Genomic DNA, 24040 nt, shown 5'->3' with positions numbered 1-24040 from the left:
GTTATCAGCTATACCAACAGATATTTACATAAACCCCAATGGCAAAAACAATGACAACACAAAAGAGTGTGACCCCAAACGCCCAAAGCATCGCCGAAAGTGCCCGTGCCGCCCAAAAAGGGGGCTTGCCGCCGGTGCATTTGTGGAATCCGCCCGATTGCGGGCCGCTTGATATGCGGATCGCGCGCGATGGGACGTGGTTTTATATGGGCACACCGATAGGGCGGCCCGAGCTGGTACGCCTTTTTTCGACGATTCTGCGCAAAGATGGCGATGATTATGTATTGGTCACGCCTGTTGAAAAGGTGACGATCACCGTAGATGACGCGCCGTTTGTCGCGGTGGATTTCAACCGGGTGGGGGATGCGCTGGTGTTTGAGACGAATGTGGGGGACACGGCGACCGCTGGGCCTGACCATCCGATCCGCGTCGAAAAAGACCCTGACACCGGCGAACCCAGCCCCTATATTTTGATCCGCGCAGAGTTAGAAGCGCTAATTGATCGCAAATCGTTCTACCGCCTCGTTGAGATCGGAGAAGTGGCGACACATGGTGGGAATGACTGGTTTGGTGTGCGATCGAATGGACACTTCTTTCCAATTATTCTTGCAGAAGAGTTGAAGTAGGAAATGTACGGGTGCATCGCGCCGAGCTGATGATTTTACGCGGTTGGTCGAGGTGAGCACATTTGGGCAGGCAGACTATGTGGTCGTCACTACGCCTGCCCTCGGCTCTAAAAGCTCAACCTCTACAAATGCGCATGCAAAATCATTGCCATTGATAACATCGTGTTCGACCCCAATTTCGCGGTAATAGGGCACCCCATTTTGCATTTGAGCCGTGATGTATTCCCCGTCACCCAAGTTTATTTTCAAAAAACCATCGAACAAAGGAATAACGATGTAGTCATAGGCGTGACGGTGCCAGCCAGTGTTGTCGCCTTTGGCGTTAAAGCGCCATTCGGTAACTTTTACACGGTCATTGTCGATCCTCACCGTTGGCACCGCGGATCCGCTTGTAGAACACATGATTGCACCCTTCGTTTTTCAAATATGAAATCTTAGCCTCACGATGGGAAATCTGGATAGGTCCAATCTAAGGCCTGCTTGCGTCCAGTCATATTGACGATCTTCTTGCACGCACGCGATTCCCGTTTAAGCTGTGCCCGAGTTTTCTGGAGCCTGTATGTCCAAATATTGTGCCAATCTGACGTGGTTGTTTGCCGAACTGCCGTTCTTGCAACGCTTTGGCGCTGCTAAGGATGCGGGCTTTGACGGGGTTGAGGTGCAGTTCCCCTATGATGTGAATGCGCAAGATATCGTGAACCAATTGGCGCGGTATGATCTAAAAATGGTGTCGCTCAACTGCCCGCCACCAAATTACACGGGTGGGGAACCCGGATGGGCAGCCGTGCCCGCGTTGCAATCCCGATTTCAGCGCGATTTCATGCGGGCCGCACGGTATGCGAAAACGCTTGGCGCGCAGCATTTGCATATTATGGCTGGCGTGGCAGACGGGCCCGAGGCCGAAGCCGTCTATATCGAAAACCTTGCTTGGGCGGCTGCGCAGGTGCCCAAGCAAGACCTGCTCATTGAGCCGATCAATGGCGACAATATGCCTGGATATTTTTTGCGCGATTACGATCTGGCGGCAAAGGTGATCGCAGCCGTGAATGCGCCCAATTTACAGCTTCTGTTCGATGCCTATCACGCAAAAAAAATTACGGGGGATGTGTGCGCGACTTGGGAACGAATGCGCCCAATCACGGCCCATGTGCAAGTTGCACAAACCCCTGACCGGTCAGAACCTGATGCAAGTGATATCGATTACCCGGCCTTCTTTGACCGGCTACAGGCGGATGGATATCAAGGTTGGATCAGCGGCGAATATAGACCACGCGGGGAAACGGCAGCAGGATGTCAGTGGCTTGCTTGACCAAAGCAATACCCCACGCTAAATGACGTGCAGGCCGCTGACGCCCGCCACCCGCTGACATCTGTCTTGGTGAAGTTTAGCATAACGATACATACTTCTCTTCCGCATTTCGCGCGGATGGTAACGCGGGTGCCCATCCTAAACGACGCGATTTTTGGATTCCGGAGTATGGGCATGTCTGACATCCCAAGAAATAAATACCTGTCTGACCCTTTGGGCCAGCTCTATATCAAAACTGCGCTGCCAATTATTTTTGTGATGGGGATGAATGGTGCGCTGACGGTCGCGGATGCGCTGTTTTTGGGGCATTACGTAGGGCCGCAGGCCTTGGCCGCGGTCACCTTGATGTTTCCAATCTACATGCTGATTGCCGCCTGCGCGACCCTAGTGTCCAGCGGCATGTCGAGCATTCTTGCGCGCCATCTGGGCGGAGATCGTATAGCACAGGCCCGCGCGGTGTTCGCAGGCGCGCATGGGCTCGCACTGTTGGTCGCGGGGATTTTGATCGTGCTGTCGGGGTTGTTCGGGGCAACCATTGCCAGCCTGTCTGCTGCATCTGACCCTGCGCTTGCGCAAATGGGGCTGACCTATCTGCGGATCACGGTGTTTTTCACGCCGTTGATGTTTGTCCTGTCGGTCAATTCGGATGCTTTGCGCAACGAAGGCCGGGTTGGTTTCATGGCCGCGATGAGCCTGCTTGTGTCGCTCGCCAATATTGCGTTCAACTATGTGCTGATTGCAAAGCTGAATATGGGGGTTGCCGGGTCTGCCTATGGTACGGGGATGGCGCAATTGCTCGCCTTTGCGATCATTGCGACGTTTCGGCTGCGCGGGAAAACGCCATTGCCGTTTGTAGTACTGCGCCAGTCTTCTTGGTTACACGGGTGGACACGGATGCTGGCACTTGGGGCACCGCAAAGCCTGAATTTCACAGGGCTGGCGCTTGGGTCTGCGGCGATCATGGCCGCGCTACAACTGGCACAAACCCCGCATTATGCTGATACGGTCACGGCCTATGGGATCATCACGCGGATCGTGACGTTTACCTATCTGCCGATGTTGGGGCTGTCGTTTGCGATGCAATCGATCACAGGCAACAATTATGGGGCTGGGCTATGGGTGCGATCAGCAAGGTCGCTGCAGATCGCTTTGGCCACATCACTTGTCTATTGCGTGATTGTGCAGATCATCGTGACCAGCTTTGCCGTGCAAATCGGAGCGGCTTTTGTCGATGATCCAGATGTCATTGCAGAGGTCGCGCGGATCATCCCAATTATGGCGATTGTGTTCTTCCTGATGGGACCGTTGATGATGGTGGCGAGCTATTTCCAAACCATCGGGGACGCCACACGTGCCGCTATATTGGGGCTATCTAAACCCTATCTCTTTGCGATCCCGCTTACGTTCGTCTTGCCGATGGTCTTCGGAGAACCCGGCATTTGGTACGCGGGGCCGCTCGCCGAAGTCATGCTTTTGCTACTGACAATTGCGGTCGTCGCATTGCGGCGTAGCCAAAAGCGCTCTCAGGAGGTCACACAATGAGCGGACAGTTCCCAACGCTACACAAAGCAAAAACAATGGCCAAGGTATTGCGCGCCGGGGCTTCAGGTATGAGCCACGCACAAGCGCTTGAACAAATCGCCAAAGATCACGGGTTCCGGGATTGGAACAGTTTTCACGCGGTGATCTGTGATTTTACGCCAGCGTATCTGACGGTTGGTGCAAGGGTCGCTGGGCGCTATCTGGGCCATGCGTGCGCGGGCGAGATCATACACCTAAGTCCGCAGCAACCGGGTTGGACCCGCGTTGAAATTCAGCTTGATCACCCCGTTGACACAGTTTGTTTCACTAGTTTCAAAAATATGCGCAGCCGGATCACAGGAACAATTGGGCCTGACGGCTATTCAAAAGAACGGACATCTGACGGGCAGCCACATCTTATTTTGGATACTGAAAACATGCTGACATAACGCTGTCAGGAGGGGTATGATTAAACGTGGCCATCAACATCGCAAAACAAGGAGATGAACGATGGGTAACAAAGCAATTGTGGTATGGGCTGAAATTCCTGTGACCGATATGGATAAATCAGTGGCATTCTACAGTGAGGTTTTCGGTTATCAGATGAGCATTGATAACTCTGGGCCAAACCCGATGGCGGTTCTTGGGTCCGAAATGAACGCGGTTGGTGGGCATTTGTACCCGGGTAAACCTGCGGCGGATGGTGGTAACACGATCCACCTTTGCGTGCCCGATACGCTTGAGGCTGCGATTGAACGCTGTCAGGCGGCAGGTGGCAAAGTCGTCAGCCCGGCCATTACGATCCCGCCCGGCCGCTTTGTTTATGCCAAAGATCTGGACGGTAATTCAATCGGCCTGTTTGAGCGCGCGTCATAATGCGTAGGGCCGACCGTCTTTTCCAGATATTGCAGTATCTGCGGGGTGGTCGGCTCACCACGGCGGCACAGTTGGCTGAACGGCTTGAGGTGACAAAGCGCACGATCTACCGCGATATCGCGCATTTGATTGGGTCTGGCGTGCCGATTGATGGTGAGGCGGGCATCGGATACCTGATGCGTGACGGCTATGATTTGCCGCCGCTGATGTTTTCTGAAGATGAAATCGTGGCCTTGGTCGCGGGCGCGCGGATTTTGCAGACATGGGGCGGCACAAAGATGTCAGCCGCAGCCCAAGAAGCCTTGGTCAAGATCGACACCGTTCTGCCCGACACGGCCCGGCGCAAGATCGGCCAAGTCAATGTCCATGCGGTCACGATGCCATGGCACGGCGGCAGTTGGCGCGATCATATTGATCAATTCGAAGAGGCGTCAGAAACCCACACCCGCCTGACAATCAGCTACGAAGATGAAAAAGGCGCAGCCAGCACCCGCACCGTGCGCCCGCTTGGGGTCTGGTTCTGGGGCAAAGTCTGGACCGCCGTCTGCTGGTGTGAACTGCGGAATGATTTCCGGATGTTCCGGCTCGACCGGATGGTCGCGGTTGAGGACGCAGGGACGTTCCGCCCGGCCAAAGGCCAAACGCTCAAGGATTTCATGGATTGCAAGGCGTATGAGCGGTGAGGGGTTATGGGTTGGGGGTGCGCATTTCACGCAGGACACGAAACCCCACAAATGATACACGCGCATCGTCGTCAATCGGGTAGCGCGCACCAGTACGCGAGAAGTTCTTACTGAAGACATAATTGCCCCCGCGCCGAACGCGATCACATGTCCCATTTGTTTGCGCATGTTCTAGGTATTGGCTAGTGAGTGTGAACAGCTGTTGCCGTTCAGACCAACACGACAGTGTGATTTCTCCCACATTCCCGGACATATGTCGCAATCCCCATCCATTAGCTGCATCTAAATTTTCAACGGGAACCGGAAACGAGCTTATAATATAATCGGGATCACCATCAGCACGTACGCGTGCGGCATCCTGATCACTGTAATTTACTTGGTCTTGGGTAACATACACCCCTTGATAGAAAGGTGTTTGGGTGCCCGCGCGTGCGGCATACTCCCATTCAGCCTCTGTCGGTAAACGATAAGATGTTGTATCCGTTTTATCGTTAAGCCAATCAACATATGCTAATGCATCTATATACGAAATGTTGCGCACTGGATGCGACCCTACGGCCTCAACTCGGACGACGTCTTCAATGCTTTCTGTCGCGGTTAGCAGCAAAACTGAAGAGTTGGGCGTATACCCGTTACATCCGCTATCATTCACGCAAATCATCCATTGATCATATGTAATCTCAGTGCGCGCCATAGCGACAGGAATATCAACTTTCACGAGATGCAGCGGCCCTTCTTCATGTGCAATAAAAGGGTTTTCAATAGTCGTGGGGCGCAAGGCACCATTGTACCAATGGTATTCCAGCTGCGCTTCACCTTCAGGCGCACCCATCATGAATTCACCCAATGGCAGTTCAATCATCTCGGGACATTCATCACAGTCACGGAACATGTCGAGAGGTGCGGTAAAGGCTGGTGACGCGGTGAGAAGACAAAGCGCGGAAAATAGTGTTTTCATCAAAATACCAATCAAATTTTGTCCCACCCTACACACCCGCAGGGCAGGACAAAACCAGCGTTATCGCGACAGGCTTTGCGCGAGCCGCATGAGTTGCACGGCCTCGGTCCGGTAGCCGAAGTTATCTTCTCCACGGTTGGCATTGGCCAGTGCGATGGCATCAGAATAGCCCCAATCACCAAGGTAGGTATCGTCGCGCAGGAGTTGCCCGAAGCCCGCGATTGCGGCGGCGAAATTGGCCTCTGTACCGGGGATGCTTGTCCCCGTGATCGCGGTTTCGATCAGCTGGCTGGAGTCTTCGCCCGGTGCTTTATAGCGCAGTTTGACAAAGCCGAGTTCATCCGATGTCGCCGCGACCGTATTGGGCGCATAGCGGAGCGGATCAGACAGTTGCGCAGGGCTGCCCACGGGCGTGATTTCATAGATCGCCGTAACCGTGTGGCCCGCGCCAAGCTCCCCGGCATCGACCTTATCATTGTTGAAATCTTCACGGTTGAGCGCGCGGGTTTCGTAGCCGATTAATCGGTGTTCGGCGACTTGGGCCGGGTTGAACTCGACTTGGACTTTGACGTCGCCCGCAATCGGGAAGAGCGCGCCTGACAGTTGATCAACCAGCACTTTTTGTGCTTCGGACAATGTATCGATAAAGGCCGCAGTTCCATTGCCATTTTGGGCGAGCGCCTGCATCGTCGCGTCATCCAAGTTTCCGCGCCCAAATCCAAGCACCGATAGATATGTGCCTGTGTCGCGTTTGCCCGCGATAAAGTCTTTGAGTGCATCGGGATTGTTGATCCCGACGTTAAAATCCCCATCCGTGGCAAGGATCACGCGGCTCACCTCGCCATCTTCGGCCATCGTGTCAGCTACGGCGTAAGCCTGTTCCAGCCCGCCTTGACCATTGGTCGATCCACCTGCGCCTAGCGACTGCAGCGCTTGCAAGATCGTCGCGCGGTCAGAGGCCGCCGTGGGCGCGAGCACCTGACCGGCGCTGCCCGCATATTCGACAATCGCGACCTGATCTTCGGGGCGCAACTGGTCAAGCATGATCCGGAAAGATTGTTTGAGCAGCGGCAGTTTTTCGGGCTGGTTCATTGACCCCGATGTGTCGATCAAAAACACAAGGTTCAGCGGCGGGCGGTCGTCAAGCGCAGGCATCTGTCCTTGCAGCGCAATATGCACCAGTTGCGTGTCCGGGTTCCATGGCGTTTCAAAGTTGGACACGGTTGTGCGGAACGGCCTGTCATCTTCGGGAGCCGGGTAGGCATAGGGAAAATAATTTACCATTTCTTCGATCCGCACCGCGTTGGCGGGCGGTAGCTGCCCGCGAGACAGGGACGAGCGGATAACCGAGTAGGAAGCCGTGTCGACATCGATAGAAAAGGTCGAAACCGGATCGTCAGAAGTGATTTTGAGCGGGTTCGTGGCCGCGTTGGCGTAGGTTTCTGTGAAGGGTCGCACGATGCTGGGGCTTTCTACCGCGATGGACGACAGGGTCCCCGCAGCGATGCCTTCGAACTGTGGTGCCCGACGCGTCACTTCGTCGGCCATGACAGGGGCTTCGGAATTCATAGCTGACGTCACCGCTTCGCTCACGGATGGAGCCCTTGGGGGAGTTGCTATACGGTCAGCGCTCGCATCCCCTGAGTTCCACACAGTTTCGGCCTCAAATGAGCTTTCGCCATAAAGCATGGTTCCTTCTGAGGCGCCGGTAGCCGCCAAATCCGCAACGTCCAGGCTGCCTAACTGCTCGGAATCCAACGCTTCCCAATGATCTGAAAGGCCTTCTTGTACTGCCGCCACATCAACGGATGACCCCATATCTAAGTCAGCGGTAGGTTCTGGTTCTTCCGACATTGTCTTGGCAATGCTGCCAGTCAGATCGCCTTCGGCAGTACCTGCGTTTGGCGTATCGGCTTTTTCAGGTTCATTGAAGCGTATGTTGTCGTCGCTTTGCGCGGCGCTATTCTCTGGCACTGGCACTGGCACTGGCACTGGCGCTGGTATCGGCGTTGGGTAGAAATCATATTCGTCGGGTGCTGGGCTGGGGCCAGATGTCAGCAGGTCTTGCCCCGTTGGCGTCAGTACAAGAAATCCGCAGGCCACGATGGCTGTGGTTGTCGTCAGTGCCGCTTTTGATGTCATTGCGTTCAGCATGTCTCTTACTCCTGTCCAAAGGCGCTTTGGCCCGGTTACAGGGGTGGGACGCGGCCGCTGGCGCGATCCTTGGAGGTCGTCGAAATTTTTCTGTGCAAGCGCAAGGTTTTCACCCCGGCGCGCGGCATCAGGGCGCGGGGTGGCGGTATTCATCATAGATTTGAGATCATCGAGGTCGTCTGTCATAGCGCGTCCTCCTTTTGTTTGATTGCGCGCAGTGCTTTCTTGGCTTCGGATATGCGCCAGCTAATCGTGCCCTCGGACACACCCAAGATTTCGGCGGTTTGGGCGTGGGTCATATCATCAAGCACAAGTGCCAGCGTGTCGCGTAGATCATCGGTTAATTGGTTCATCGCGGCGGTAAGCCAGTCAATTTGTTCTGCCGTGTCTTTGTTTGTCTCAGTCCGGGCGATCTCCCAATCGCCCCAGCCGGCGGTGGCCTTCATATATGTCGCGCGTTTGCGGCGGCGATCATGGGCGGCATTCACGGCCACGCGGTAAAGCCATGTGGTGACCTTGGCGCGGCGTTGGTAACTGGCCAGTTTCGCAGGCAGGGCGGCGCAGATATCTTGCGTCAGGTCTTCGGCCTCTGCCCGTGCGCCGGTCAAGCGAAAACAAAAGGCAAACAGCCGATCGTAATGACGATCCAGCAGGCTCGCAAAAGCCTGCCCGTCACCATTGGCAGCCGCAGCCGCGAGATCTTCGTCGCTGGTTATCATACGCATCACAATTGGTTGGACGCAGACGAAACGTCAATCCTTGGCGGGGTTTTCATTTTTTACGAAGTTTGTAAAAAATATTGGACCGGGTAGGGCGCATTGCCCCTGTATCGTTAGATAAAACCCGCGGGCTTTTGGTGCGTATTGCTTTTGTCATGATTGGGGAACTAACAGAAGTGCTGCCCTCCACAACGAAAGCCGACGTTCACCGTTTAACGCATTGATGACCGCTCTGCGGGACTTTGCCGCCGTTCTCTGCATATTGCATAGATGTCTGCTTTGCATAAGCTGTGTCAGGCGTCAGGTACCGCTAACATTGACTGATGCTGCAGATTATCTTCTAACGTCCAAACTCAGAATCTTTTCACTTACAATGATTCACTAAAGGACCTTTATGACGCTTAGAAAGCTAAATCTGTTCATTATAACCTGTGCAATGGGAATACTGGGCTATGTATTTTTGATCAGCGACAACAGAATGGTTCAGGCATGTTTTCATGGCAAAAACGATGCAGAGGATGTGTCCGCTTGTACCAAGTTGATCGCGGCATCTGACGGAACAAACGTGCCGATGCTGGCGCAGTTTCATCTGCACCGTGCCCAAAAATATGTACGGTTGGATCAAGATGCGGATGCATTGCCTGATCTAGATCGCGCAATCGCCTTGGATGACAGCAATGCGGAAAGTTACACACAACGCGCAATAGTCCATTCGAAACTGGGTGATCATTCGGCTGCCCTGCCAGATTTTGAAACCTCTTTGCGGTTGTCCCCGGAATCTCGTTGGGCATTGCATTGGCATGCTTTTACCTTGTTCGAAATGAAACGATATCAAGAGGCTCTTGATGGTTACGAGGCAGCGCTGGTTATTGACCCTGAATATATTCCAAGTCTGACAGGTCGGAGCCGAAGCTTAGCTTGGTTAGGCCGTTCGGATGAAGCAATTCAAGCTACCACGGACATTCTGGAGCTCGATCCCGAGAACCTGTGGGCTCTGCAAGGGCGGGCCAATATGCTCGCCAACGCAGAACAGTTTGAACCCGCAATCGCAGATATTGAGCGGTACATTCAGATTAACCCAAACAATTCGTATGTGCACGTAAAGCTAGCTAGCTACCTTGAAAAGGTTGGCGAAATTGATGCTGCCGCTGAAGCTTTGGATAGGGCCATAGAATTGAATCCCGAGAGTGTAAACCATCAGATTGCACGCATCGGACTGTGGTTGATGGTTGAAAATTATGAACAGATGGCTGCCGACGCCGAGAGTGCATATGCACGCTTTCCTCACAACGATGAAGTGTTGTAATTGTTATTCACATCATATTTACGGACCGGACAGGATGCCCTTGCCGGCGAACATTTCAACATTTGGGCGGGACGGCAGCCTGCTTTCTTGCATGTTCTGCAACATGCGGAAAATTCGTGGGGTCAAAACCACCCGATTGCATCCGTAGATGCACAGCTTCATCTGTTCAAAGGATTTACGTTCGCTCAACCATTTTTCCAAAGAGCTGATCTAGCGAAGACTGCGTTCGAACGCTACTTCGAAGCCGGTGGGCCGGATAGTGTTCGTCAGATCCAGAGACTGTTAGACGAAATGGGCCTGTATCGTGGTGATTTCACCGGCATATACGATGATAGTACATCAACCGCGTTATCAGCTTGTATAAAAAACGCTGAAAGCTGTTTTGAAGAATGGCAGAAGTCTACCGCGCTTTGACATGTTGCTACTTCAAGTTCCCGATAGCTGACATTGCTGCGCTGCAGAAGATCGGTCGAGAGGGCTCTGAGCTGCCATGCGTTGAATGGTGCACCAACGTCTGCATTGTTAGAACGCCCACGCAGCGATGTAGGTTTTGAGAGAATGGAATGCCCCCATGCAAGTCGTGATGGAGGCATTCAAGTCGTTGATTTATCTACACTTGCGTACAAATGTATTTCATCTCAAGGTAGTCTTCGATCCCATGCGATGATCCTTCGCGTCCCAAGCCAGATTGTTTGACCCCGCCAAACGGCGCGACCTCGGTGGAAATGATCCCGGTGTTTACGCCCACAATCCCGTATTCGAGCGCTTCAGCGACTTTGGTCACACGTGACAGGTCCTTGGCGTAGAAATACGAGGCCAACCCAAAAATCGTGTCGTTGGCTTGAACGATTACGTCGTCTTCGTCTTCGAACATGAACAGGGGCGCGAAGGGGCCAAAGGTTTCGTCGGTGCTGACGGTCATGTCTTTGGTGGCATTGCTGATGATGGTTGGCTCAAAAAACAAACCACCCAGATCATGAGGTTTCCCGCCTGTCAAAACGGTCGCCCCCTTGGCCAGCGCATCATCAAGGTGATCTTGAACTTTATCAATCGCTTTTGGTTCGATTAGCGGGCCAAGCGTTGTGCCGTCTGCCAGTCCATCGCCGACGCGCAACGCATTCACAGCGGCAGTGAACTTTTGGGCAAAGGCATCATATACACATTTTTGAATATATATCCGGTTGGCGCAGACGCAGGTCTGCCCGTTGTTGCGGAACTTACAGGCGATGGCGCCCTCAACGGCTGCGTCCAAATCAGCATCATCGAACACGATAAACGGCGCATTGCCGCCCAATTCCATGCTGCATTTCATCACCTGATCGGCGGCTTGGCGCAGCAGGATGCGGCCAACTTGGGTTGACCCTGTAAAGGTCAATTTGCGCACGATGGGGTTTTCGCAGAATTCTTTACCAATCCCATCAGCATCGTCAGAGGTGACGACGGAAAACAGCCCCTTAGGCACGCCTGCTTCTTCGGCCAATTTGGCCATTGCCAAGGCCGAAAGCGGGGTTTGTGATGCGGGACGTACGACAAAGGCGCATCCGGCGGCCAGCGCGGGGGCGACCTTGCGCGCGATCATCGCATTTGGGAAATTCCACGGTGTGATCCCGGCGGCGACGCCGATGGGTTGTTTGATCACGGTGATCCGTTTGTCGGGCATATGGCCGGGAATGGTTTCGCCGTAAACGCGCTTGGCCTCTTCGCCGAACCATTCGATAAAGGACGCGCCATAGGCAACTTCGCCGCGGGCCTCTGCCAGCGGTTTGCCCTGTTCGGCCGTCATAATGATGGCAAGATCATCTTGGTGCGCCATTAATAGATCAAACCATTTACGCAGAATTTGCGCGCGTTCTTTGGCGGCGCGGGCCGCCCAAGATTTCTGAGCCTTTTCAGCGGCTGCGATGGCGTCATTGACCTCTGCGCGGGTCAGGTCCGGCACACTTGCGATCACATCGCCACGCGCCGGGTTGATGACGTCGAAACTTGCGCGCCCTTGGGCCAAAACCCAATCGCCCGCGACAAACGCTGCCTCGCAAAGCAGATCAGGGCGTGTAAGCATAGATTTTAGATTGGTTGATTTTTCAAGCATGGTAGGCTCCGTCATGTTTCGCGCTATCTGACCTGTCTGCGGCGGGCGCGTAAAGGGGGCCTGATGGAATTAGATGATGCATTTGCGAACGCGGCCTATATCCCGGATGGCGCGCGCTATCCCGATAAATGGGCACAAGAAGCCGCGCAGTTTCGCAAAAACGCGCTGTGCGAGTTGGATATCGCATATGGCGAAGGGCCGCGCGCCCGGTTCGATCTGTTTCACCCTGCGCGGCTTGCACGCGGCGTTGTCGTTTTTGTGCATGGGGGCTATTGGCGGATGTTCGGCAAATCCTATTGGTCGCACCTTGCGGCAGGGCCGCTTGCGCAGGGGTGGGCGGTCGCGATTGTATCCTATGATCTTTGCCCACAAGCCACCATCACCCAGATTGGCGATCAAGTCGCCACTGCGGTTGATGTAATTTCCCAGCGGGTACCTGGCCCGATTCGGCTGACGGGGCATTCGGCGGGTGGTCAGTTGGTCGCGCGTTTGGGCGCAATCGGACCGAATGCTGCTTGGAAAACACGCCTTGCGGGTATTGTCCCGATCTCACCCGTTGCAGATTTGACACCATTGCTTAACACTTCAATGAACGCGGATCTGCGGCTTGATGCGCAAGAGGCGCGCGCGCAAAGCCCGGTGCATATGCCAGCGCCGGATTGCCCGGTTGCGGTTTGGGTGGGTGCCGACGAACGCCCCGTATTTATTGCGCAATCGCAGCGCCTTGCGCACCTTTGGGGCTGTGAAATCTATATTGACCCAGCCAAACACCACTTTGATGTGATTGCGGGGCTTACCAGGCCAAGCAGTCGGCTGACGCAGGCGGTTTGCTGCGGGGAGATAGCGTGATCGGAGCAAAGACTAGATAGCGTTTTTGTGACGTGCTAAGGCATTCATGGAATCTAAATTGTACTTGTTGTATAAATGCGCGGCAGGTAGTGCCGTCGTGAGGAAAAAAAGATGAAGAACAATATGACTGTCCGGATGCTGTCTATCATCGCAGCTGCAACCGTATTAGCGGGCTGCGAGGTTTCTCGTGATGGGAGCGGTATTACCGATGGTGGTTATGACGGCGGGGGCGCCGGTGGCCGCTATTTGGCTGATGGTGTTGCGAACATTTGGGTGGATCCCGATGGGTGCCAGCATTGGTATATTGATGACGGTATCGAAGGGTACATGTCGCCACGTCTGAACCGTGATGGCACGCCACGTTGCCAAGATGACCGCGGCGAGATTGTCTTGAAAGATGGCACTACAATGATGACCGAACAAGAACCCGTGCTTCCAACGACCTAAGCGCGAATGATACCCTAAAATCGGCGCCCAATCGGGCGCCTTTTTTGTTTTAGCGCATCGGGGTGAAATACGCGTCGGTCATTGAACAATCGCGGATGACATCAGCACCGCAGGTCCGCAATTCTAAATTACGGGTCAGGCAAATGCGCGCCTCTTGGATGTACCCATCCTTGCAAGTGATCGTGATCTGATCTGACGCCATATCGTGGTTATCGGCAAGAAAGGCCTCTTCAATTACATGCGCGGGAACCGTGATGTCGCGATTTATCGTACGAAAGACGGGCGGCCGCGTGACACTGGCAAAAGCGACCCGCGATAAAGCATAATAGTCTTGCGCGCTTAATCCCGTGCAGACCCCGTGTTTGCGCCATTGATGCCAGGCAAGCCCCGAACTGCCCATGATGTCGGTCATTTCAGCGGTTTCCCGTCGCGATGGCGCGCTGTGGCCAGTGCGACAATAAGATGGGTAGCCAGTTTCATATTGTGGCCAAAGCCCGTGCAATATCCAATCAAAATCTGCCGCATCATCGCATTGCTCTGCCCCACGCGCGTCACCTTCGAGGGCGCACCAATTGGCAGACCAGGACAGGGCCATAACGTAGTAATCAAATTCGCCCGCGACGTCCTCGGCTTGAGCGGGGCTGGACATAGCGAGTAAAAGGGCGAAAAACCTGCGCATTTTGATCTTTCCTAAATCTGTTTGCCCCACTATATAGGGTTCAAGTTCCCCGACAATGCGAACCCGGCTGTAACGACAGTCTGCCTAGTTTAAGGGCGCAGGATACGCTTGTCTGAAAATACGCAGGAGATGAAAGATGTCCAATACACCGATTATGGCCAAAGCAACGGCTGTTTGGCTTTGCGACAATACGACCATGACATTCAAGCAAATCGCTGATTTTTGCGACCTGCACGAATTAGAAGTCCAAGGGATCGCCGATGGCGACGTGGCCGTGGGCGTGAAAGGGTTTGATCCGATCGCGAACAAGCAGCTGACCCAAGAAGAAATCGACAAGGCCGAAGCCAGCCCGCTGCACAAGCTCAAGCTTTTGTATAACCCGGCATCTGCAGGCGAAGAAAAGCGCCGTGGTCCGCGCTATACGCCACTGTCAAAACGCCAGGATCGCCCAGCTTCCATCTATTGGTTGGTGAAATTCCACCCCGAATTGTCAGACGCGCAGGTCAGCAAATTGGTTGGCACGACCAAGCCGACAATCCAAGCGATCCGTGAGCGGACACACTGGAATATCAACAACATCGAACCGATTGACCCGGTTGCTTTGGGCCTGTGTAAGCAGTCTGAGCTGGACGCTGCTGTGCAAAAGGCAAACGCTAAGAAAGCTTCTGAAGGCGGCGCGATGTCCGACGATGAACGTCGCAAGCTGGTGAGCACGGAGCAGTCTTTGGGCATGGAGCCAGAGCCGAAAATGCCGGCGGCCCTGTCCGGCTTGGAAACCTTCAGCCTCTCCGATCCGCGCGACGATGAAGAAGACAGCGGTGCTGATCCACGCGATGTGTCAGATGCGGACAGTTTCTTTAACCTGCCAGATAGCGACGACACGGACGATTGATCGCTAGAAGATTGTGAACTTTAAAGGCGTGTGGCCAGTAAAGGTTGCACGCCTTTTTGTATTGTTGTTGGATGCTGGGTAACATGACGTGTCCGCTTAGTAATTGGCACGAGGCCCTGAACTCATCGGAGCACTCTGTGAATGCGCTTTTTCTTTGTGATGACCTTGCTAGTGATCGTGGTTGGTGTTGCCGTTGTACCTACTGGCGTCCCGAGAAATGTGTTTTCTGAAGCAGAGCCATCCAAGATACCCAATGCGCTCTTAGCGGCCGCAAAATTTGAACGGTTAAGCTCTTACGCCGTTTCTATCGCTGTAAGTGACCATGTTGTTTCACGCGGACCGGGGATGCCCCAACCTGAGACACTCCTAACTTATATTCGTGGGCGATTGTTCGCAGGTGAAGTGCAAATGACGGCTTTTGCGCTTGAGCGCGCATACATCACGTCGCAGATTCAAGGTTGAGAATTAGCCGCGAATTTATGCTTTGGAAAACGTGCAGAGGAACTTACCCTCGCTGATGCGGCTATTCTGCTTATTCATATCAGATCACCTTCGACAGTGTGGGACGCAAGAGCAGACGAGTTACGCGCACGTCGAAATGCGTTTGTTCAGGGGATGGTTGAAAATGAATACGCGGCGCCTAATGACGCGGCATCAGCGATAATGTCACCGATCAGTTTTTGTAAGGCATAGTGGGTATGGCGCTTTACCTGTATCGCGGGCAGCGGACACGTGTTTTGTTCCAGATTATAGACCAATAAATTCTTACAATTGTAGGCGTTGCGTTTGATCTGATAGGAAAGTTGCCGCGCGGCTAAAGCGCTTTGCGCGCGTTCAGCGCAGCCGTAATTGTGCCATCGTCCAGGTAATCTAATTCGCCCCCGACAGGCACGCCCTGCGCCAATGATGTGACAGTGATGCCGGGCAGTTGGTCGGCGATGTAATGCGCCGTTGTTTGGCCGTCGATAGTCGCCCCAAGCGCAAGGATCACTTCGGTGATATTTTCGGATTTGACCCGGTCCAAGAGTTTCGGAATGCGCAGCTCATCTGGCCCGACCGCATCCAGCGCCGAAAGCGTCCCGCCCAGCACATGATAGCGGCCTTTGAACACCTGTGACCGTTCCATCGCCCAAAGATCTGCGACATCTTCGACCACAGCAATCTGGCCGATATTGCGTTTCTCGGATTGGCAAATATCGCAGATATCTGCGGTGCAGATATTGCCGCAGTTCAGACATTCGCGCACCGTTGATCCAACGCGGTGCATGGCCTCGGCCAGTGGGATCAGCACAAGGCTACGTTTCTTGATCAAATGCAGCACCGCACGGCGGGCTGACCGGGGTCCAAGCCCCGGCAGCTTTGCCATAAGCGCGATCAGATTATCGAGATCATCGGTGCCGTTGGTCATTGCGGTCGCTCCCCCCCGCTAGAACGGGAGGTTCATTCCCGCCGGTAGCCCCATGTCTTCGGCCATTTTCGCCATCTCGCGCTGGCTGCGATCTGCGGCTTTGGCTTGCGCATCTTTGATCGCGGCCAAAATCAGGTCTTCGACAACTTCTTTTTCGTCGCCGTTAAAAATGGATGGATCAATATCCAATCCCTTGAGTTCGCCCTTGGCAGTTGCTGTCGCTTTGACCAGCCCCGCGCCGCTGACACCTTCGACCATGACGTTTTCAAGGTCCTCTTGCATCTGCGCCACTTTGCCCTGCATTTCTTGGGCTTGTTTCATCATCTTGGCCATATCGCCAAGACCACCTAATCCTTTGAGCATTTCATGCACCTCTTCTTGCGCGCCTTAGGCACGCCCATGTCATTAGGATACATATTGCAGCACAGCCCCCGATCGACAAGTAGGTAGGACCGATGCAGCCCTCGATAATAGCTGCACGATGGACATCATCTACATAGAATGGACTAACTTGAGCGAGTAATAAAATACCCCATAGAACCGACGATAGAGCCAGTATTGCACGGTGGCCTGAAAGTAAGGCAATCAATGCAATAGCGCTGAATACGACCCCGATCGGGCTTGTTAACAATGCAAGCAACTCATCTACCGCAGTTGCGTCGCCGCTGGCGGGAGACCAAAGGGGGCGCTGTTTATCGCATACTTCTGCAAATGTGGCCGTTGGCAAGCTGCAAGTGAGTGCGATTACTCTTCGTCGAAGGGATCCCATTCGTCATCTACCTCGGGCAATGCATCTTCGAGCGCGTCTTGCGTCTTATCCGCCTCGGTTTGGATTTTACTGATTTTGGCCTTGGGGAAGGCTTCGATCACGGCTTGCACCAGCGGGTGTGCTTGGACTGTAGCGCGGAGGGCATTTTCATCGGCGTCGCGCACTTCGGCGATTGTGGGTGCACCTTCTTCTGGTGAGGCTGACACGACCCAACGGGTCCCTGTCCATGATTGCAGCCGCGACCCCAGCCGCCCAAGCAAATCTTTGGCCGCATTCTGGGTTGGGTTCACGGTGATCCGGCCCGGTTGGTAGCCGACCAGACGCAGACCGGTTTCGACTTCGACCAAAAGCTTCACATCGCGGTGGGTGCGGATCAGTTCAATGACATCTTCGAACCGTGCGTAGTGTTGCAATGCGTCGGGCGTTAGCGCGACAGCCGTCTGCGCGCCTGATGCGGATGGGCCGCTGGGACCGCTATGTGTCGGGGTTGGGGTTTGCGACATTGCTGAGGTCGTGCCACCCGTAGGGGCGGGGCGTCCGCCTGATGGACCGCCGCCGGGGGGCGGTGTTGCGTTTTGCAGTTTGCGCACCAATTCGTCCGGTGTGGGCAGGTCGGCAACATGGGTCAGTCGGATCACAGCCATTTCGGCGGCCATCATCGCGTTGGGGGCCATCGCGACCTCTTCCAATGCCTTAAGTAGCATCTGCCACATCCGCGACATGACACGCATGGGCAGATCCGCAGCCATTGCCTGACCGCGGGTGCGTTCATCGGGGCTGATGGTGGGGTCTTCGGCAGCTTCGGGGGTGATTTTAATGACGCTGACCCAGTGGCAGATCTCGGCCAAGTCACGCAGCACGGCCATCGGATCGGCCCCATCGGCGTATTGGCCAGACAATTCGGTCAGCGCCTTGGCAGCTTGGCCGCGCAGGATCATGTCAAATAGGTCAAGCACACGTCCACGATCCGCCAGCCCAAGCATCGCGCGGACTTGGTCGGCTGTGGTTTCGCCTGCGCCATGGCTAATCGCCTGATCTAGCAGGGACGTTGCGTCGCGCGCTGACCCTTCGGCGGCGCGGGTGATCAGCGCAAGGGCGTCATCACTGATCTCTGCGCCTTCGCCCATCGCGATTTTGCGCAACAGCGCGATTTGTACTTCGGGTTCGATCCGGCGCAGGTCAAATCGCTGACAGCGCGACAGCACAGTGACCGGGACTTGCCGGATTTCTGTCGTTGCAAAGATGAATTTGACGTGCGCGGGCGGTTCTTCAAGCGTTTTCAAGAGCGCGTTGAACGCGTTCTTGGATAGCATGTGGACCTCATCGATGATGTAGATCTTATAGCGGGCAGAGGCCGCGCGGTAATGTACTGAATCGATGATTTCGCGGATATCGCCAACACCGGTACGTGACGCGGCATCCATCTCCATCACGTCAACATGGCGGCCTTCCATGATGGCGGTGCAATGTTCGCATTTGCCACAAGGTTCGGTCGTTGGCCCGCCGTTTCCGTCTGCGCCGATACAGTTCATACCCTTGGCAATGATCCGCGCGGTTGTGGTTTTTCCGGTGCCGCGAATACCCGTCATGATAAAGGCTTGGGCGATCCGGTCCGCCGCGAAGGCGTTTTTGAGGGTACGCACCATCGCGTCTTGGCCGACCAAATCGACAAAGGTCTCGGGCCGGTATTTGCGTGCGAGCACTTGATAAGCAGGCGTGTCGGTCATGGTGGCCTTTGGGGTGTGGATTCTGTCGACACCAGCCTATGCGGGCAGGGCGCGAAGGTCCACCAGTTTGACTGCGACGGCATTGCACCTTTTGCTTTGGCCATACGGGGTGCATATGTGGGGAAGGTTAGAACAAGGTGTGTCACAGATGACCATTTCACGACGTGGATTTATGGGGGCAATGGGTGCCGGGGCAATCGGGGCTGCGGGGTTGTGGCCGCGCCAAGCCACTGCACAAGTACAAAGCCTGACCATCCAACCCGCCAGCTACACGGTGTTGGATCAACCGACGCGCGGAATGGTGTCGGGTTTTGCAGATGCGCCGCCGCCGGTAATCCGTATGGCGCAAGGGCAACCATTTACGATTGATGTCACCAATGCCACCTCGGATTATACGGCGATGCATTGGCACGGGTTGCGGGTGCCAAATGCGATGGACGGTGTCCCTTATCTGACGCAATTCCCGATCGCCCAAGGTGAAACTTTTCGCTACGCCTTTACCCCCACGGACGCGGGCACCTATTGGTATCATCCGCATTGCATGACGATGGATCAAATGGCGCGTGGGATGACAGGTGTGCTGATCGTGGACGAGGCTGATACGCTTGATTTTGATGCAGAGGTGGTTTTGAACCTGCGCGACTTTCGCCTAAACGGTGCAGGTGAATTTATCGATCTGTGGACCGCGCGCGGAGCGGCCCGTTCGGGCACCTTTGGCACAGTGATGACGGCCAATTGGAACCAACTTGATCTGCATGATGTGCCAACGGGCGGGTTGGTACGCCTGCGCCTCGCTGCCACTGATACAACCCGGATTTACAAGATGATTGTGACGGGCGCCGAAGGGGCCGTGATCGCCATGGATGGACATCCACTGCGCGAGGCGGTGCCGTTTCCCACTACAGATACCCCGCTGATCTTATCACCTGGTCAGCGGGCAGAAGTCTTACTAAGAATGCCCGCCGTTGAAGGCGCCGAAGTGACCGTGCTGACCGACGCACCCGGTGCGCCGCGTGCTTTGGCACAATTGCGTAGCGTGGGCGCGCCCCTTGGGCGGGCGCTTGCAGATGCGCCGCTACTGCTGCCCAACCCGGTGGCAGACCCAGACCTTACAGCGCCGCGTATCGAAGAGTTCGTCTTTGGCTGGACCCCCGAAGGCGGGCCACCCGTGGACGGGCTGTGCGGGTCGCTTGGCTATTCGTTCTGGTCGATTAACCGGACACCGTGGCAAGGCGACGCCGCTGAAAACACCCCAGCTTTGGCGACCTTCCAAAAGGGCGAAAGCGTGGTGCTGCGGTTACGTAATGAAAGCCCCAATGACCACCCCATTCACCTACACGGTATGACCTTCCGGCCCATTTCATCCAACAAACGGCACCTGCCATCCAACTGGACCGACACGGCCTTGCTGCTACGCGACGAGACAATCGAGATCGCCATGGTCATGGACAACCCCGGCGACTGGGCGTTTCATTGCCACGTGATTGAGCACCAAAAGACTGGGCTTGCGGGTTTCATTCGGGTTGTTGGGTGAGGGGGCTGGCCAAAGAGTAGTGAAAACTGTGTAATTGCTTCGTGCGAAATGATGTTCTTACTAAACATGATGGACATCGAAAACGAGAGTGACCATGCTTGAACTGAGACCAAATTGCGAGTGGTGCGACAAAGATTTGCCACCTGAGTCAACCGAGGCGCGGATATGTAGCTACGAATGCACCTATTGTGCTGAATGCGTTGAGAACATTCTACATTATGTCTGTGCGACCTGTGGTGGCGGTTTCGTAAACCGACCCATTCGCCCCCAACAGGCTTACAGGAACGAGCTGAAGCTTGGCTTGTCGCACCAACCCGCTAGCAGCCAGAGAAAACAATCGCAGTGGTCGCGTGAACAAGTCGATGAGCTCAGCCTTCGTCTACGTGATACCTTACCGCAAGAACGATAGTATTGCGTGATGCTGGCGATGGGTTTGGACTCTCGCCTTGCACCTCCCACTTCCGCCCGCTAACCTGATCTTGCCGATATCGGGCGGCATCCTCGGTTCGCGGAAAGCGCAGAGCACCCGTTAGACTTGAACGACCCACAGATGTGGTCTTTCTCATTTGCCCGAAGCAGCGAACTGTCGGGCCGAACTGGTGAGGAAGCCAATGACCGATACATTAGACGCGCTGCGTCAACAGGCGAAAACCCTGCAAAAACGCTATCAATCTGGTGATCGTGCCGCGATTGCACGCATTGATTCTATGCGGCCACGTGTGGGCGCGCTGAAACGGGCTGACTTTTTACATGTGATTGCACGCGAAAACGACTTTGGGACGTGGCCACAGCTTAAGGCGGCGGTGGAAGCCCAAGGCATGGATCGCGCTGCCAAACTGCAACGTCTGAAGATCGCGTTGTATCATGGGCAAACCAGCGTCGTGGAACAGCTCATTGGCGATATCCCTGATCTTGCGGCGGGCGCTTTTGGGTTGATGGTCGCGCTGTATGATCTCGACGGGGTGAGCGCGATGCTTGCCGTTGATCCGCAGATCGCGACACGTAAGCTTGGGCCGCGCCGTTCGATCTTGCACCTTGCGTTTTCCAAGATGCTGACTGTTTGGCCTCATAAAGAAGCGGATATGTTGGCGATTGCTGATCTGCTGTTAGAGGCAGGTGCCGATGTCAACGATGGCTACGGTGCGCAGACCGGTGATCCGCATTTGCTGTCTGCGCTCTACGGCGCGCTGGGCCATGCGGGGAATATGCCGCTTGCGCGATGGTTGCTGACACAGGGTGCGAACCCTGATGATGGCGAAAGCCTGTATCACGCGACCGAACTGGGGCATCTTGATGGGCTGGCCCTATTGCTAGAATATGGGGCGCAGCCTGCGGGCACAAATGCGCTGCTGCGGGCGATGGATTTTGACAATTTAGAGGCGGTGCAAATGCTGCTCGCGGCGGGCGCACAACCTGATGAAACCTTGCCAGCCCTGCACCATGCGGCGCGGCGCGGATCCTCGGCTGAGATGGTCGCGCTTTTGTTGCGCGCAGGTGCCAATCCAGATGCGATGTATCAAGGTGCAAGCAGCTATGCTGCAGCACGCGTTTTTGGGAACAGGGCACTTGCAAATGCGATTTCCGAGAGAGGTAAGTTGTCAGAGGTCGAACAGATTTTGGCTGACTGTGCCGATGGACAAGATGTCGCAGGGCGCTGGATAGACCCCGCCAAGATCGCGCCTGCGTTTACATATCTCTTGCACGAGGTCATGCTTGCACCGGCTAGGATGGATCATCTGAAGGCGCTTGTAGCGGTCGGTGTTCCTTGGGACCTGCCAGATGACCAAGGTGTGACCCCTGTGCAATCGGCGGGTTGGCAGGGTTTACCCGAAACAATGCAGTATTTCTTGAAACTTGGAGCGGACCTAAGCTTTGTGAATGGCTTTGGCGGGACATTGCTGACGACCATCATTCACGGATCCGAAAACTGCGCAGACCGTAGAACACGCGACCACATCGCCTGTCTTGATCTGGCGCTCTCGCATGGTGTTGCCCTGCCACGAAAAGCGATTAAGCATGCTGGAAATCCTGCGGTTGCGGCGTATCTTGCAGATTGGGCGCAAGCCCATCCCGGACAAGTAGTGGAGCACGGGATTGTCTAGTTTTGCGATCTTTGAACTGGCGTTGGGGGCTGGGCGCATTGCGCTTTGCCCCGCGCCAGGCGGGCAGGGGGATTATCTGGCCGATGTGCAAAACATATTGGACTGGGGCCCCGCGGTCGTATGTAGCTTGACCGCACAAGCAGAGTTAGATGCTTGCGGTGCGGGCGATTTCGGCGCGCGGCTTGCCCAGAATGGCATCCCGTGGTTGCACCTTCCTGTGCCCGACTTTGGTGTTCCCGAACAGATGAACTGGGCCGATCAATCCGCGCAGCTTTTGAAGCCATTAGATCAGGGGCAGCGGGTGTTGGTGCATTGCAAGGGCGGCTGCGGACGGTCGGGGATGTTGGTGCTACGCATAATGATTGCCGCCGGTGAAGACCCTGACGCAGCCTTGGCGCGCTTGCGGGAGATCCGCCCTTGCGCAGTTGAAACGGATGCCCAGCTTGCTTGGGCGTATCAGGGTTAAGCGTTGCGCCCCATCCAACGTTTCAACCGGCGTTTGGTACGATGTGCGGCACGATCTTTCCAGCGCAAAAAAGCTTGCGCGCTGGCCAGCCCGGCCGTCTTGATCCAACCTATAACAGGCGTATCAACTTGCGCGCGGCGGTAGGCTTGAAAATATTGATCAGCCATCGCAGTTTGCGCGCTGCGCACCCATGGTTTGTGGGTAGTATAGTGCAATATGCCGTAGCCGGGCAATGTGCAGCCAAGGTTAAAGGCAACCTGCGTATTCCACCAATCATCAAGCGGCTTCCAAGCCCCGACACCTACGGCGTTAAGTGCACATTGATCCATGTGGGTTAGCGCATGCCCGTGCCGCGAAATAAAGTCACGTGCTTTGACCATAATTTCGCGCCTGCGCCATTCGGGCATGTTGATCAGCATGACGCCAGAATTGAAGTAGAGGGTCGCAGGTGGGGCAGCAACCTCAGGAAATTTGTCGCGGATGAGCTTGTCAAAATTGCTGTTTGGCCCATCAAGTGCGCACATGAATGCCGTATCTGTCATGTCGATGTCCCAAAGTCTCGAAATATCGTCCCCCACGACCACGTCGCAATCGATATAAAGCACGCGGTCGATGTTGTCTGGGACGATGTCACTGACAAAAATGCGGCTGAACGTGGCCGCGGTCAGGTGCCCGCCATCAATTCCTGCAAACTCTGTCAGGTCGGGCCGATACCAATGGAGGTCCATATTCGGATGCGCCGCGCGCAGGATTTTTGCGCAGCGCGTCTTCGTCGCGGGTGTAATTCCGCTATCGGCGATAAACACTTCGGCGCATACCGTTTTTGAAAGATGATAAAGCGCAGAATGCAGTGCGACCGCCATCGGCAAAGCATAGTTTTCGTCCGCAGACGCCAACAGCGCGACTATTTGATTGCCCATCGCCGA

26 protein-coding genes and 1 pseudogene are annotated in these 24040 nt (G+C 55.1%); 17 read left to right on the top strand and 10 right to left on the bottom strand.

Annotation, left to right across the window (positions count from 1 at the left end; translation table 11 throughout):
- The first annotated feature begins 50 nt into the window (after window positions 1-50).
- Complete coding sequence (locus tag DS901_RS14305; RefSeq protein ID WP_113778043.1) at window positions 51-626, top strand: DUF1285 domain-containing protein; 576 nt, start codon at window positions 51-53, stop codon at window positions 624-626.
- Window positions 627-701: 75 nt separating this feature from the next.
- Here the strand turns inward: DS901_RS14305 and DS901_RS14300 are convergent, their stop codons facing one another.
- A complete protein-coding gene (locus tag DS901_RS14300) occupies window positions 702-1028 on the bottom strand; it encodes a cupin domain-containing protein (protein ID WP_113777603.1) in 327 nt (108 codons plus the stop codon).
- Between the two features lie 157 nt (window positions 1029-1185).
- On the opposite strand from DS901_RS14300, the gene DS901_RS14295 reads away from it, so the two are divergent.
- The 5 genes from DS901_RS14295 (at window position 1186) to DS901_RS14275 (ending at window position 5015) form a co-directional block, all read left to right on the top strand.
- Window positions 1186-1935, top strand: a complete 750-nt coding sequence (locus tag DS901_RS14295; RefSeq protein ID WP_113777602.1) for a hydroxypyruvate isomerase family protein — start codon at window positions 1186-1188, stop codon at window positions 1933-1935.
- A gap of 174 nt (window positions 1936-2109) precedes the next feature.
- On the top strand, window positions 2110-3477 hold the full coding sequence (locus tag DS901_RS14290) for an MATE family efflux transporter (protein ID WP_113778042.1): 1368 nt from the start codon (window positions 2110-2112) through the stop codon (window positions 3475-3477).
- On the top strand, window positions 3474-3905 hold the full coding sequence (locus DS901_RS14285; RefSeq protein WP_113777601.1) for a glyoxalase superfamily protein: 432 nt from the start codon (window positions 3474-3476) through the stop codon (window positions 3903-3905). Before DS901_RS14290 ends, DS901_RS14285 begins: the two co-directional genes overlap by 4 nt.
- Window positions 3906-3966: 61 nt before the next feature.
- Window positions 3967-4332: a VOC family protein gene (locus DS901_RS14280; RefSeq protein WP_181820881.1), complete on the top strand. Its 366-nt coding sequence runs from the start codon at window positions 3967-3969 to the stop codon at window positions 4330-4332.
- Window positions 4332-5015, top strand: coding sequence for a helix-turn-helix transcriptional regulator (locus tag DS901_RS14275; protein ID WP_113777600.1), 684 nt, complete (start codon window positions 4332-4334; stop codon window positions 5013-5015). Before DS901_RS14280 ends, DS901_RS14275 begins: the two co-directional genes overlap by 1 nt.
- 4 nt (window positions 5016-5019) lie before the next feature.
- Here DS901_RS14275 and DS901_RS14270 read toward each other — a convergent pair whose 3' ends face one another.
- From DS901_RS14270 to DS901_RS14255, 3 genes are read right to left on the bottom strand one after another with little or no spacing between them, the layout of a single operon-like run.
- Complete coding sequence (locus DS901_RS14270) at window positions 5020-5973, bottom strand: formylglycine-generating enzyme family protein (RefSeq protein ID WP_147249944.1); 954 nt, start codon at window positions 5971-5973, stop codon at window positions 5020-5022.
- Window positions 5974-6033: 60 nt separating this feature from the next.
- The gene (locus DS901_RS19040) at window positions 6034-8313 is read right to left on the bottom strand and encodes a vWA domain-containing protein (RefSeq protein WP_258546742.1); all 2280 of its coding nucleotides are present in this window, start codon (window positions 8311-8313) and stop codon (window positions 6034-6036) included.
- On the bottom strand, window positions 8310-8846 hold the full coding sequence (locus tag DS901_RS14255; protein WP_181820913.1) for an RNA polymerase sigma factor: 537 nt from the start codon (window positions 8844-8846) through the stop codon (window positions 8310-8312). The genes DS901_RS19040 and DS901_RS14255 overlap by 4 nt, the downstream gene beginning before the upstream one ends.
- Window positions 8847-9417: 571 nt before the next feature.
- On the opposite strand from DS901_RS14255, the gene DS901_RS14250 reads away from it, so the two are divergent.
- Window positions 9418-10152 (top strand): tetratricopeptide repeat protein, encoded by a 735-nt coding sequence (locus DS901_RS14250; protein WP_181820880.1) that lies wholly within the window; start codon window positions 9418-9420, stop codon window positions 10150-10152.
- The gene (locus DS901_RS14245) at window positions 10153-10566 is read left to right on the top strand and encodes a peptidoglycan-binding domain-containing protein (protein ID WP_113777596.1); all 414 of its coding nucleotides are present in this window, start codon (window positions 10153-10155) and stop codon (window positions 10564-10566) included. It abuts the gene before it with no gap.
- A 196-nt stretch (window positions 10567-10762) separates the two neighbouring features.
- Here the strand turns inward: DS901_RS14245 and DS901_RS14240 are convergent, their stop codons facing one another.
- Window positions 10763-12241, bottom strand: a complete 1479-nt coding sequence (locus tag DS901_RS14240) for an NAD-dependent succinate-semialdehyde dehydrogenase (RefSeq protein ID WP_113777595.1) — start codon at window positions 12239-12241, stop codon at window positions 10763-10765.
- A gap of 63 nt (window positions 12242-12304) precedes the next feature.
- Between DS901_RS14240 and DS901_RS14235 the strand changes: the two genes are divergently transcribed.
- The gene (locus tag DS901_RS14235; protein WP_113777594.1) at window positions 12305-13090 is read left to right on the top strand and encodes an alpha/beta hydrolase; all 786 of its coding nucleotides are present in this window, start codon (window positions 12305-12307) and stop codon (window positions 13088-13090) included.
- Window positions 13091-13201: 111 nt separating this feature from the next.
- The gene (locus DS901_RS14230; protein WP_113777593.1) at window positions 13202-13537 is read left to right on the top strand and encodes a hypothetical protein; all 336 of its coding nucleotides are present in this window, start codon (window positions 13202-13204) and stop codon (window positions 13535-13537) included.
- 49 nt (window positions 13538-13586) lie between these two features.
- On the opposite strand, the gene DS901_RS14225 is transcribed toward DS901_RS14230, so the two are convergent.
- Window positions 13587-14186: a ribonuclease T2 gene (locus DS901_RS14225; RefSeq protein WP_258546741.1), complete on the bottom strand. Its 600-nt coding sequence runs from the start codon at window positions 14184-14186 to the stop codon at window positions 13587-13589.
- 166 nt (window positions 14187-14352) lie between these two features.
- Here DS901_RS14225 and DS901_RS14220 point away from each other — a divergent pair, with 166 nt between their 5' ends.
- From DS901_RS14220 to DS901_RS19170, 3 genes and pseudogenes are all read left to right on the top strand, one after another.
- Complete coding sequence (locus DS901_RS14220) at window positions 14353-15108, top strand: DUF1013 domain-containing protein (RefSeq protein WP_113777592.1); 756 nt, start codon at window positions 14353-14355, stop codon at window positions 15106-15108.
- 141 nt (window positions 15109-15249) lie between these two features.
- The gene (locus DS901_RS14215) at window positions 15250-15570 is read left to right on the top strand and encodes a hypothetical protein (protein WP_113777591.1); all 321 of its coding nucleotides are present in this window, start codon (window positions 15250-15252) and stop codon (window positions 15568-15570) included.
- An 18-nt stretch (window positions 15571-15588) separates the two neighbouring features.
- Window positions 15589-15801 (top strand): annotated as a pseudogene (locus DS901_RS19170) (hypothetical protein); the annotation flags it as partial.
- 121 nt (window positions 15802-15922) lie between these two features.
- Here the strand turns inward: DS901_RS19170 and recR are convergent.
- The 3 genes from recR to DS901_RS14195 all read right to left on the bottom strand — a co-directional run bounded on the left by recR (window position 15923) and on the right by DS901_RS14195 (window position 19012).
- A complete protein-coding gene (gene recR, locus DS901_RS14205) occupies window positions 15923-16516 on the bottom strand; it encodes a recombination mediator RecR (RefSeq protein WP_113777589.1) in 594 nt (197 codons plus the stop codon).
- An 18-nt stretch (window positions 16517-16534) separates the two neighbouring features.
- On the bottom strand, window positions 16535-16879 hold the full coding sequence (locus DS901_RS14200; RefSeq protein ID WP_113777588.1) for a YbaB/EbfC family nucleoid-associated protein: 345 nt from the start codon (window positions 16877-16879) through the stop codon (window positions 16535-16537).
- Window positions 16880-17260: 381 nt separating this feature from the next.
- The gene (locus DS901_RS14195) at window positions 17261-19012 is read right to left on the bottom strand and encodes a DNA polymerase III subunit gamma/tau (RefSeq protein WP_113777587.1); all 1752 of its coding nucleotides are present in this window, start codon (window positions 19010-19012) and stop codon (window positions 17261-17263) included.
- Window positions 19013-19160: 148 nt separating this feature from the next.
- Here DS901_RS14195 and DS901_RS14190 point away from each other — a divergent pair, with 148 nt between their 5' ends.
- From DS901_RS14190 to DS901_RS14175, 4 genes are all read left to right on the top strand, one after another.
- A complete protein-coding gene (locus DS901_RS14190; protein WP_113778039.1) occupies window positions 19161-20546 on the top strand; it encodes a multicopper oxidase family protein in 1386 nt (461 codons plus the stop codon).
- 94 nt (window positions 20547-20640) lie between these two features.
- Window positions 20641-20955 (top strand): DUF1272 domain-containing protein, encoded by a 315-nt coding sequence (locus DS901_RS14185; protein ID WP_113777586.1) that lies wholly within the window; start codon window positions 20641-20643, stop codon window positions 20953-20955.
- A gap of 202 nt (window positions 20956-21157) precedes the next feature.
- On the top strand, window positions 21158-22648 hold the full coding sequence (locus tag DS901_RS14180) for an ankyrin repeat domain-containing protein (RefSeq protein WP_113777585.1): 1491 nt from the start codon (window positions 21158-21160) through the stop codon (window positions 22646-22648).
- Window positions 22641-23114 (top strand): protein-tyrosine phosphatase family protein, encoded by a 474-nt coding sequence (locus tag DS901_RS14175; RefSeq protein ID WP_113777584.1) that lies wholly within the window; start codon window positions 22641-22643, stop codon window positions 23112-23114. Before DS901_RS14180 ends, DS901_RS14175 begins: the two co-directional genes overlap by 8 nt.
- Here the strand turns inward: DS901_RS14175 and DS901_RS14170 are convergent.
- Entirely contained in the window at window positions 23111-24034 is a 924-nt protein-coding gene (locus tag DS901_RS14170; protein WP_113777583.1) for a glycosyltransferase family 8 protein, read from the bottom strand. The two genes, DS901_RS14175 and DS901_RS14170, sit on opposite strands and share 4 nt — an antisense overlap.
- Window positions 24035-24040: the final 6 nt, after the last annotated feature.

The sequence above is a fragment of the Loktanella sp. D2R18 genome (genome assembly GCF_003318235.1).
Classification (GTDB): domain Bacteria; phylum Pseudomonadota; class Alphaproteobacteria; order Rhodobacterales; family Rhodobacteraceae; genus Yoonia.
Note: the sequence above shows the minus strand (reverse complement) of the source record. Positions and strands in the feature narration are given on the sequence as shown.

Bases quoted from the DNA above. Each gene is read 5' to 3' on its own strand.
- DS901_RS14230 (WP_113777593.1), top strand. From the start codon at position 13,202: ATGAAGAACAATATGACTGTCCGGATGCTGTCTATCATCGCAGCTGCA.
- DS901_RS14305 (WP_113778043.1), top strand. From the start codon at position 51: ATGACAACACAAAAGAGTGTGACCCCAAACGCCCAAAGCATCGCCGAA.
- DS901_RS14200 (WP_113777588.1), bottom strand. From the start codon at position 16,879: ATGCTCAAAGGATTAGGTGGTCTTGGCGATATGGCCAAGATGATGAAA.
- DS901_RS14240 (WP_113777595.1), bottom strand. From the start codon at position 12,241: ATGCTTGAAAAATCAACCAATCTAAAATCTATGCTTACACGCCCTGAT.
- DS901_RS14285 (WP_113777601.1), top strand. From the start codon at position 3,474: ATGAGCGGACAGTTCCCAACGCTACACAAAGCAAAAACAATGGCCAAG.
- DS901_RS14255 (WP_181820913.1), bottom strand. From the start codon at position 8,846: ATGATAACCAGCGACGAAGATCTCGCGGCTGCGGCTGCCAATGGTGAC.
- DS901_RS14190 (WP_113778039.1), top strand. From the start codon at position 19,161: ATGACCATTTCACGACGTGGATTTATGGGGGCAATGGGTGCCGGGGCA.
- DS901_RS14195 (WP_113777587.1), bottom strand. From the start codon at position 19,012: ATGACCGACACGCCTGCTTATCAAGTGCTCGCACGCAAATACCGGCCC.
- DS901_RS14275 (WP_113777600.1), top strand. From the start codon at position 4,332: ATGCGTAGGGCCGACCGTCTTTTCCAGATATTGCAGTATCTGCGGGGT.
- DS901_RS14280 (WP_181820881.1), top strand. From the start codon at position 3,967: ATGGGTAACAAAGCAATTGTGGTATGGGCTGAAATTCCTGTGACCGAT.
- DS901_RS19040 (WP_258546742.1), bottom strand. From the start codon at position 8,313: ATGACAGACGACCTCGATGATCTCAAATCTATGATGAATACCGCCACC.
- DS901_RS14300 (WP_113777603.1), bottom strand. From the start codon at position 1,028: ATGTGTTCTACAAGCGGATCCGCGGTGCCAACGGTGAGGATCGACAAT.
- DS901_RS14290 (WP_113778042.1), top strand. From the start codon at position 2,110: ATGTCTGACATCCCAAGAAATAAATACCTGTCTGACCCTTTGGGCCAG.
- DS901_RS14225 (WP_258546741.1), bottom strand. From the start codon at position 14,186: ATGTCCAGCCCCGCTCAAGCCGAGGACGTCGCGGGCGAATTTGATTAC.
- DS901_RS14235 (WP_113777594.1), top strand. From the start codon at position 12,305: ATGGAATTAGATGATGCATTTGCGAACGCGGCCTATATCCCGGATGGC.
- DS901_RS14295 (WP_113777602.1), top strand. From the start codon at position 1,186: ATGTCCAAATATTGTGCCAATCTGACGTGGTTGTTTGCCGAACTGCCG.
- DS901_RS14180 (WP_113777585.1), top strand. From the start codon at position 21,158: ATGACCGATACATTAGACGCGCTGCGTCAACAGGCGAAAACCCTGCAA.
- DS901_RS14170 (WP_113777583.1), bottom strand. From the start codon at position 24,034: ATGGGCAATCAAATAGTCGCGCTGTTGGCGTCTGCGGACGAAAACTAT.
- DS901_RS14220 (WP_113777592.1), top strand. From the start codon at position 14,353: ATGTCCAATACACCGATTATGGCCAAAGCAACGGCTGTTTGGCTTTGC.
- DS901_RS14250 (WP_181820880.1), top strand. From the start codon at position 9,418: ATGCTGGCGCAGTTTCATCTGCACCGTGCCCAAAAATATGTACGGTTG.
- DS901_RS14270 (WP_147249944.1), bottom strand. From the start codon at position 5,973: ATGAAAACACTATTTTCCGCGCTTTGTCTTCTCACCGCGTCACCAGCC.
- DS901_RS14185 (WP_113777586.1), top strand. From the start codon at position 20,641: ATGCTTGAACTGAGACCAAATTGCGAGTGGTGCGACAAAGATTTGCCA.
- DS901_RS14215 (WP_113777591.1), top strand. From the start codon at position 15,250: ATGCGCTTTTTCTTTGTGATGACCTTGCTAGTGATCGTGGTTGGTGTT.
- recR (WP_113777589.1), bottom strand. From the start codon at position 16,516: ATGACCAACGGCACCGATGATCTCGATAATCTGATCGCGCTTATGGCA.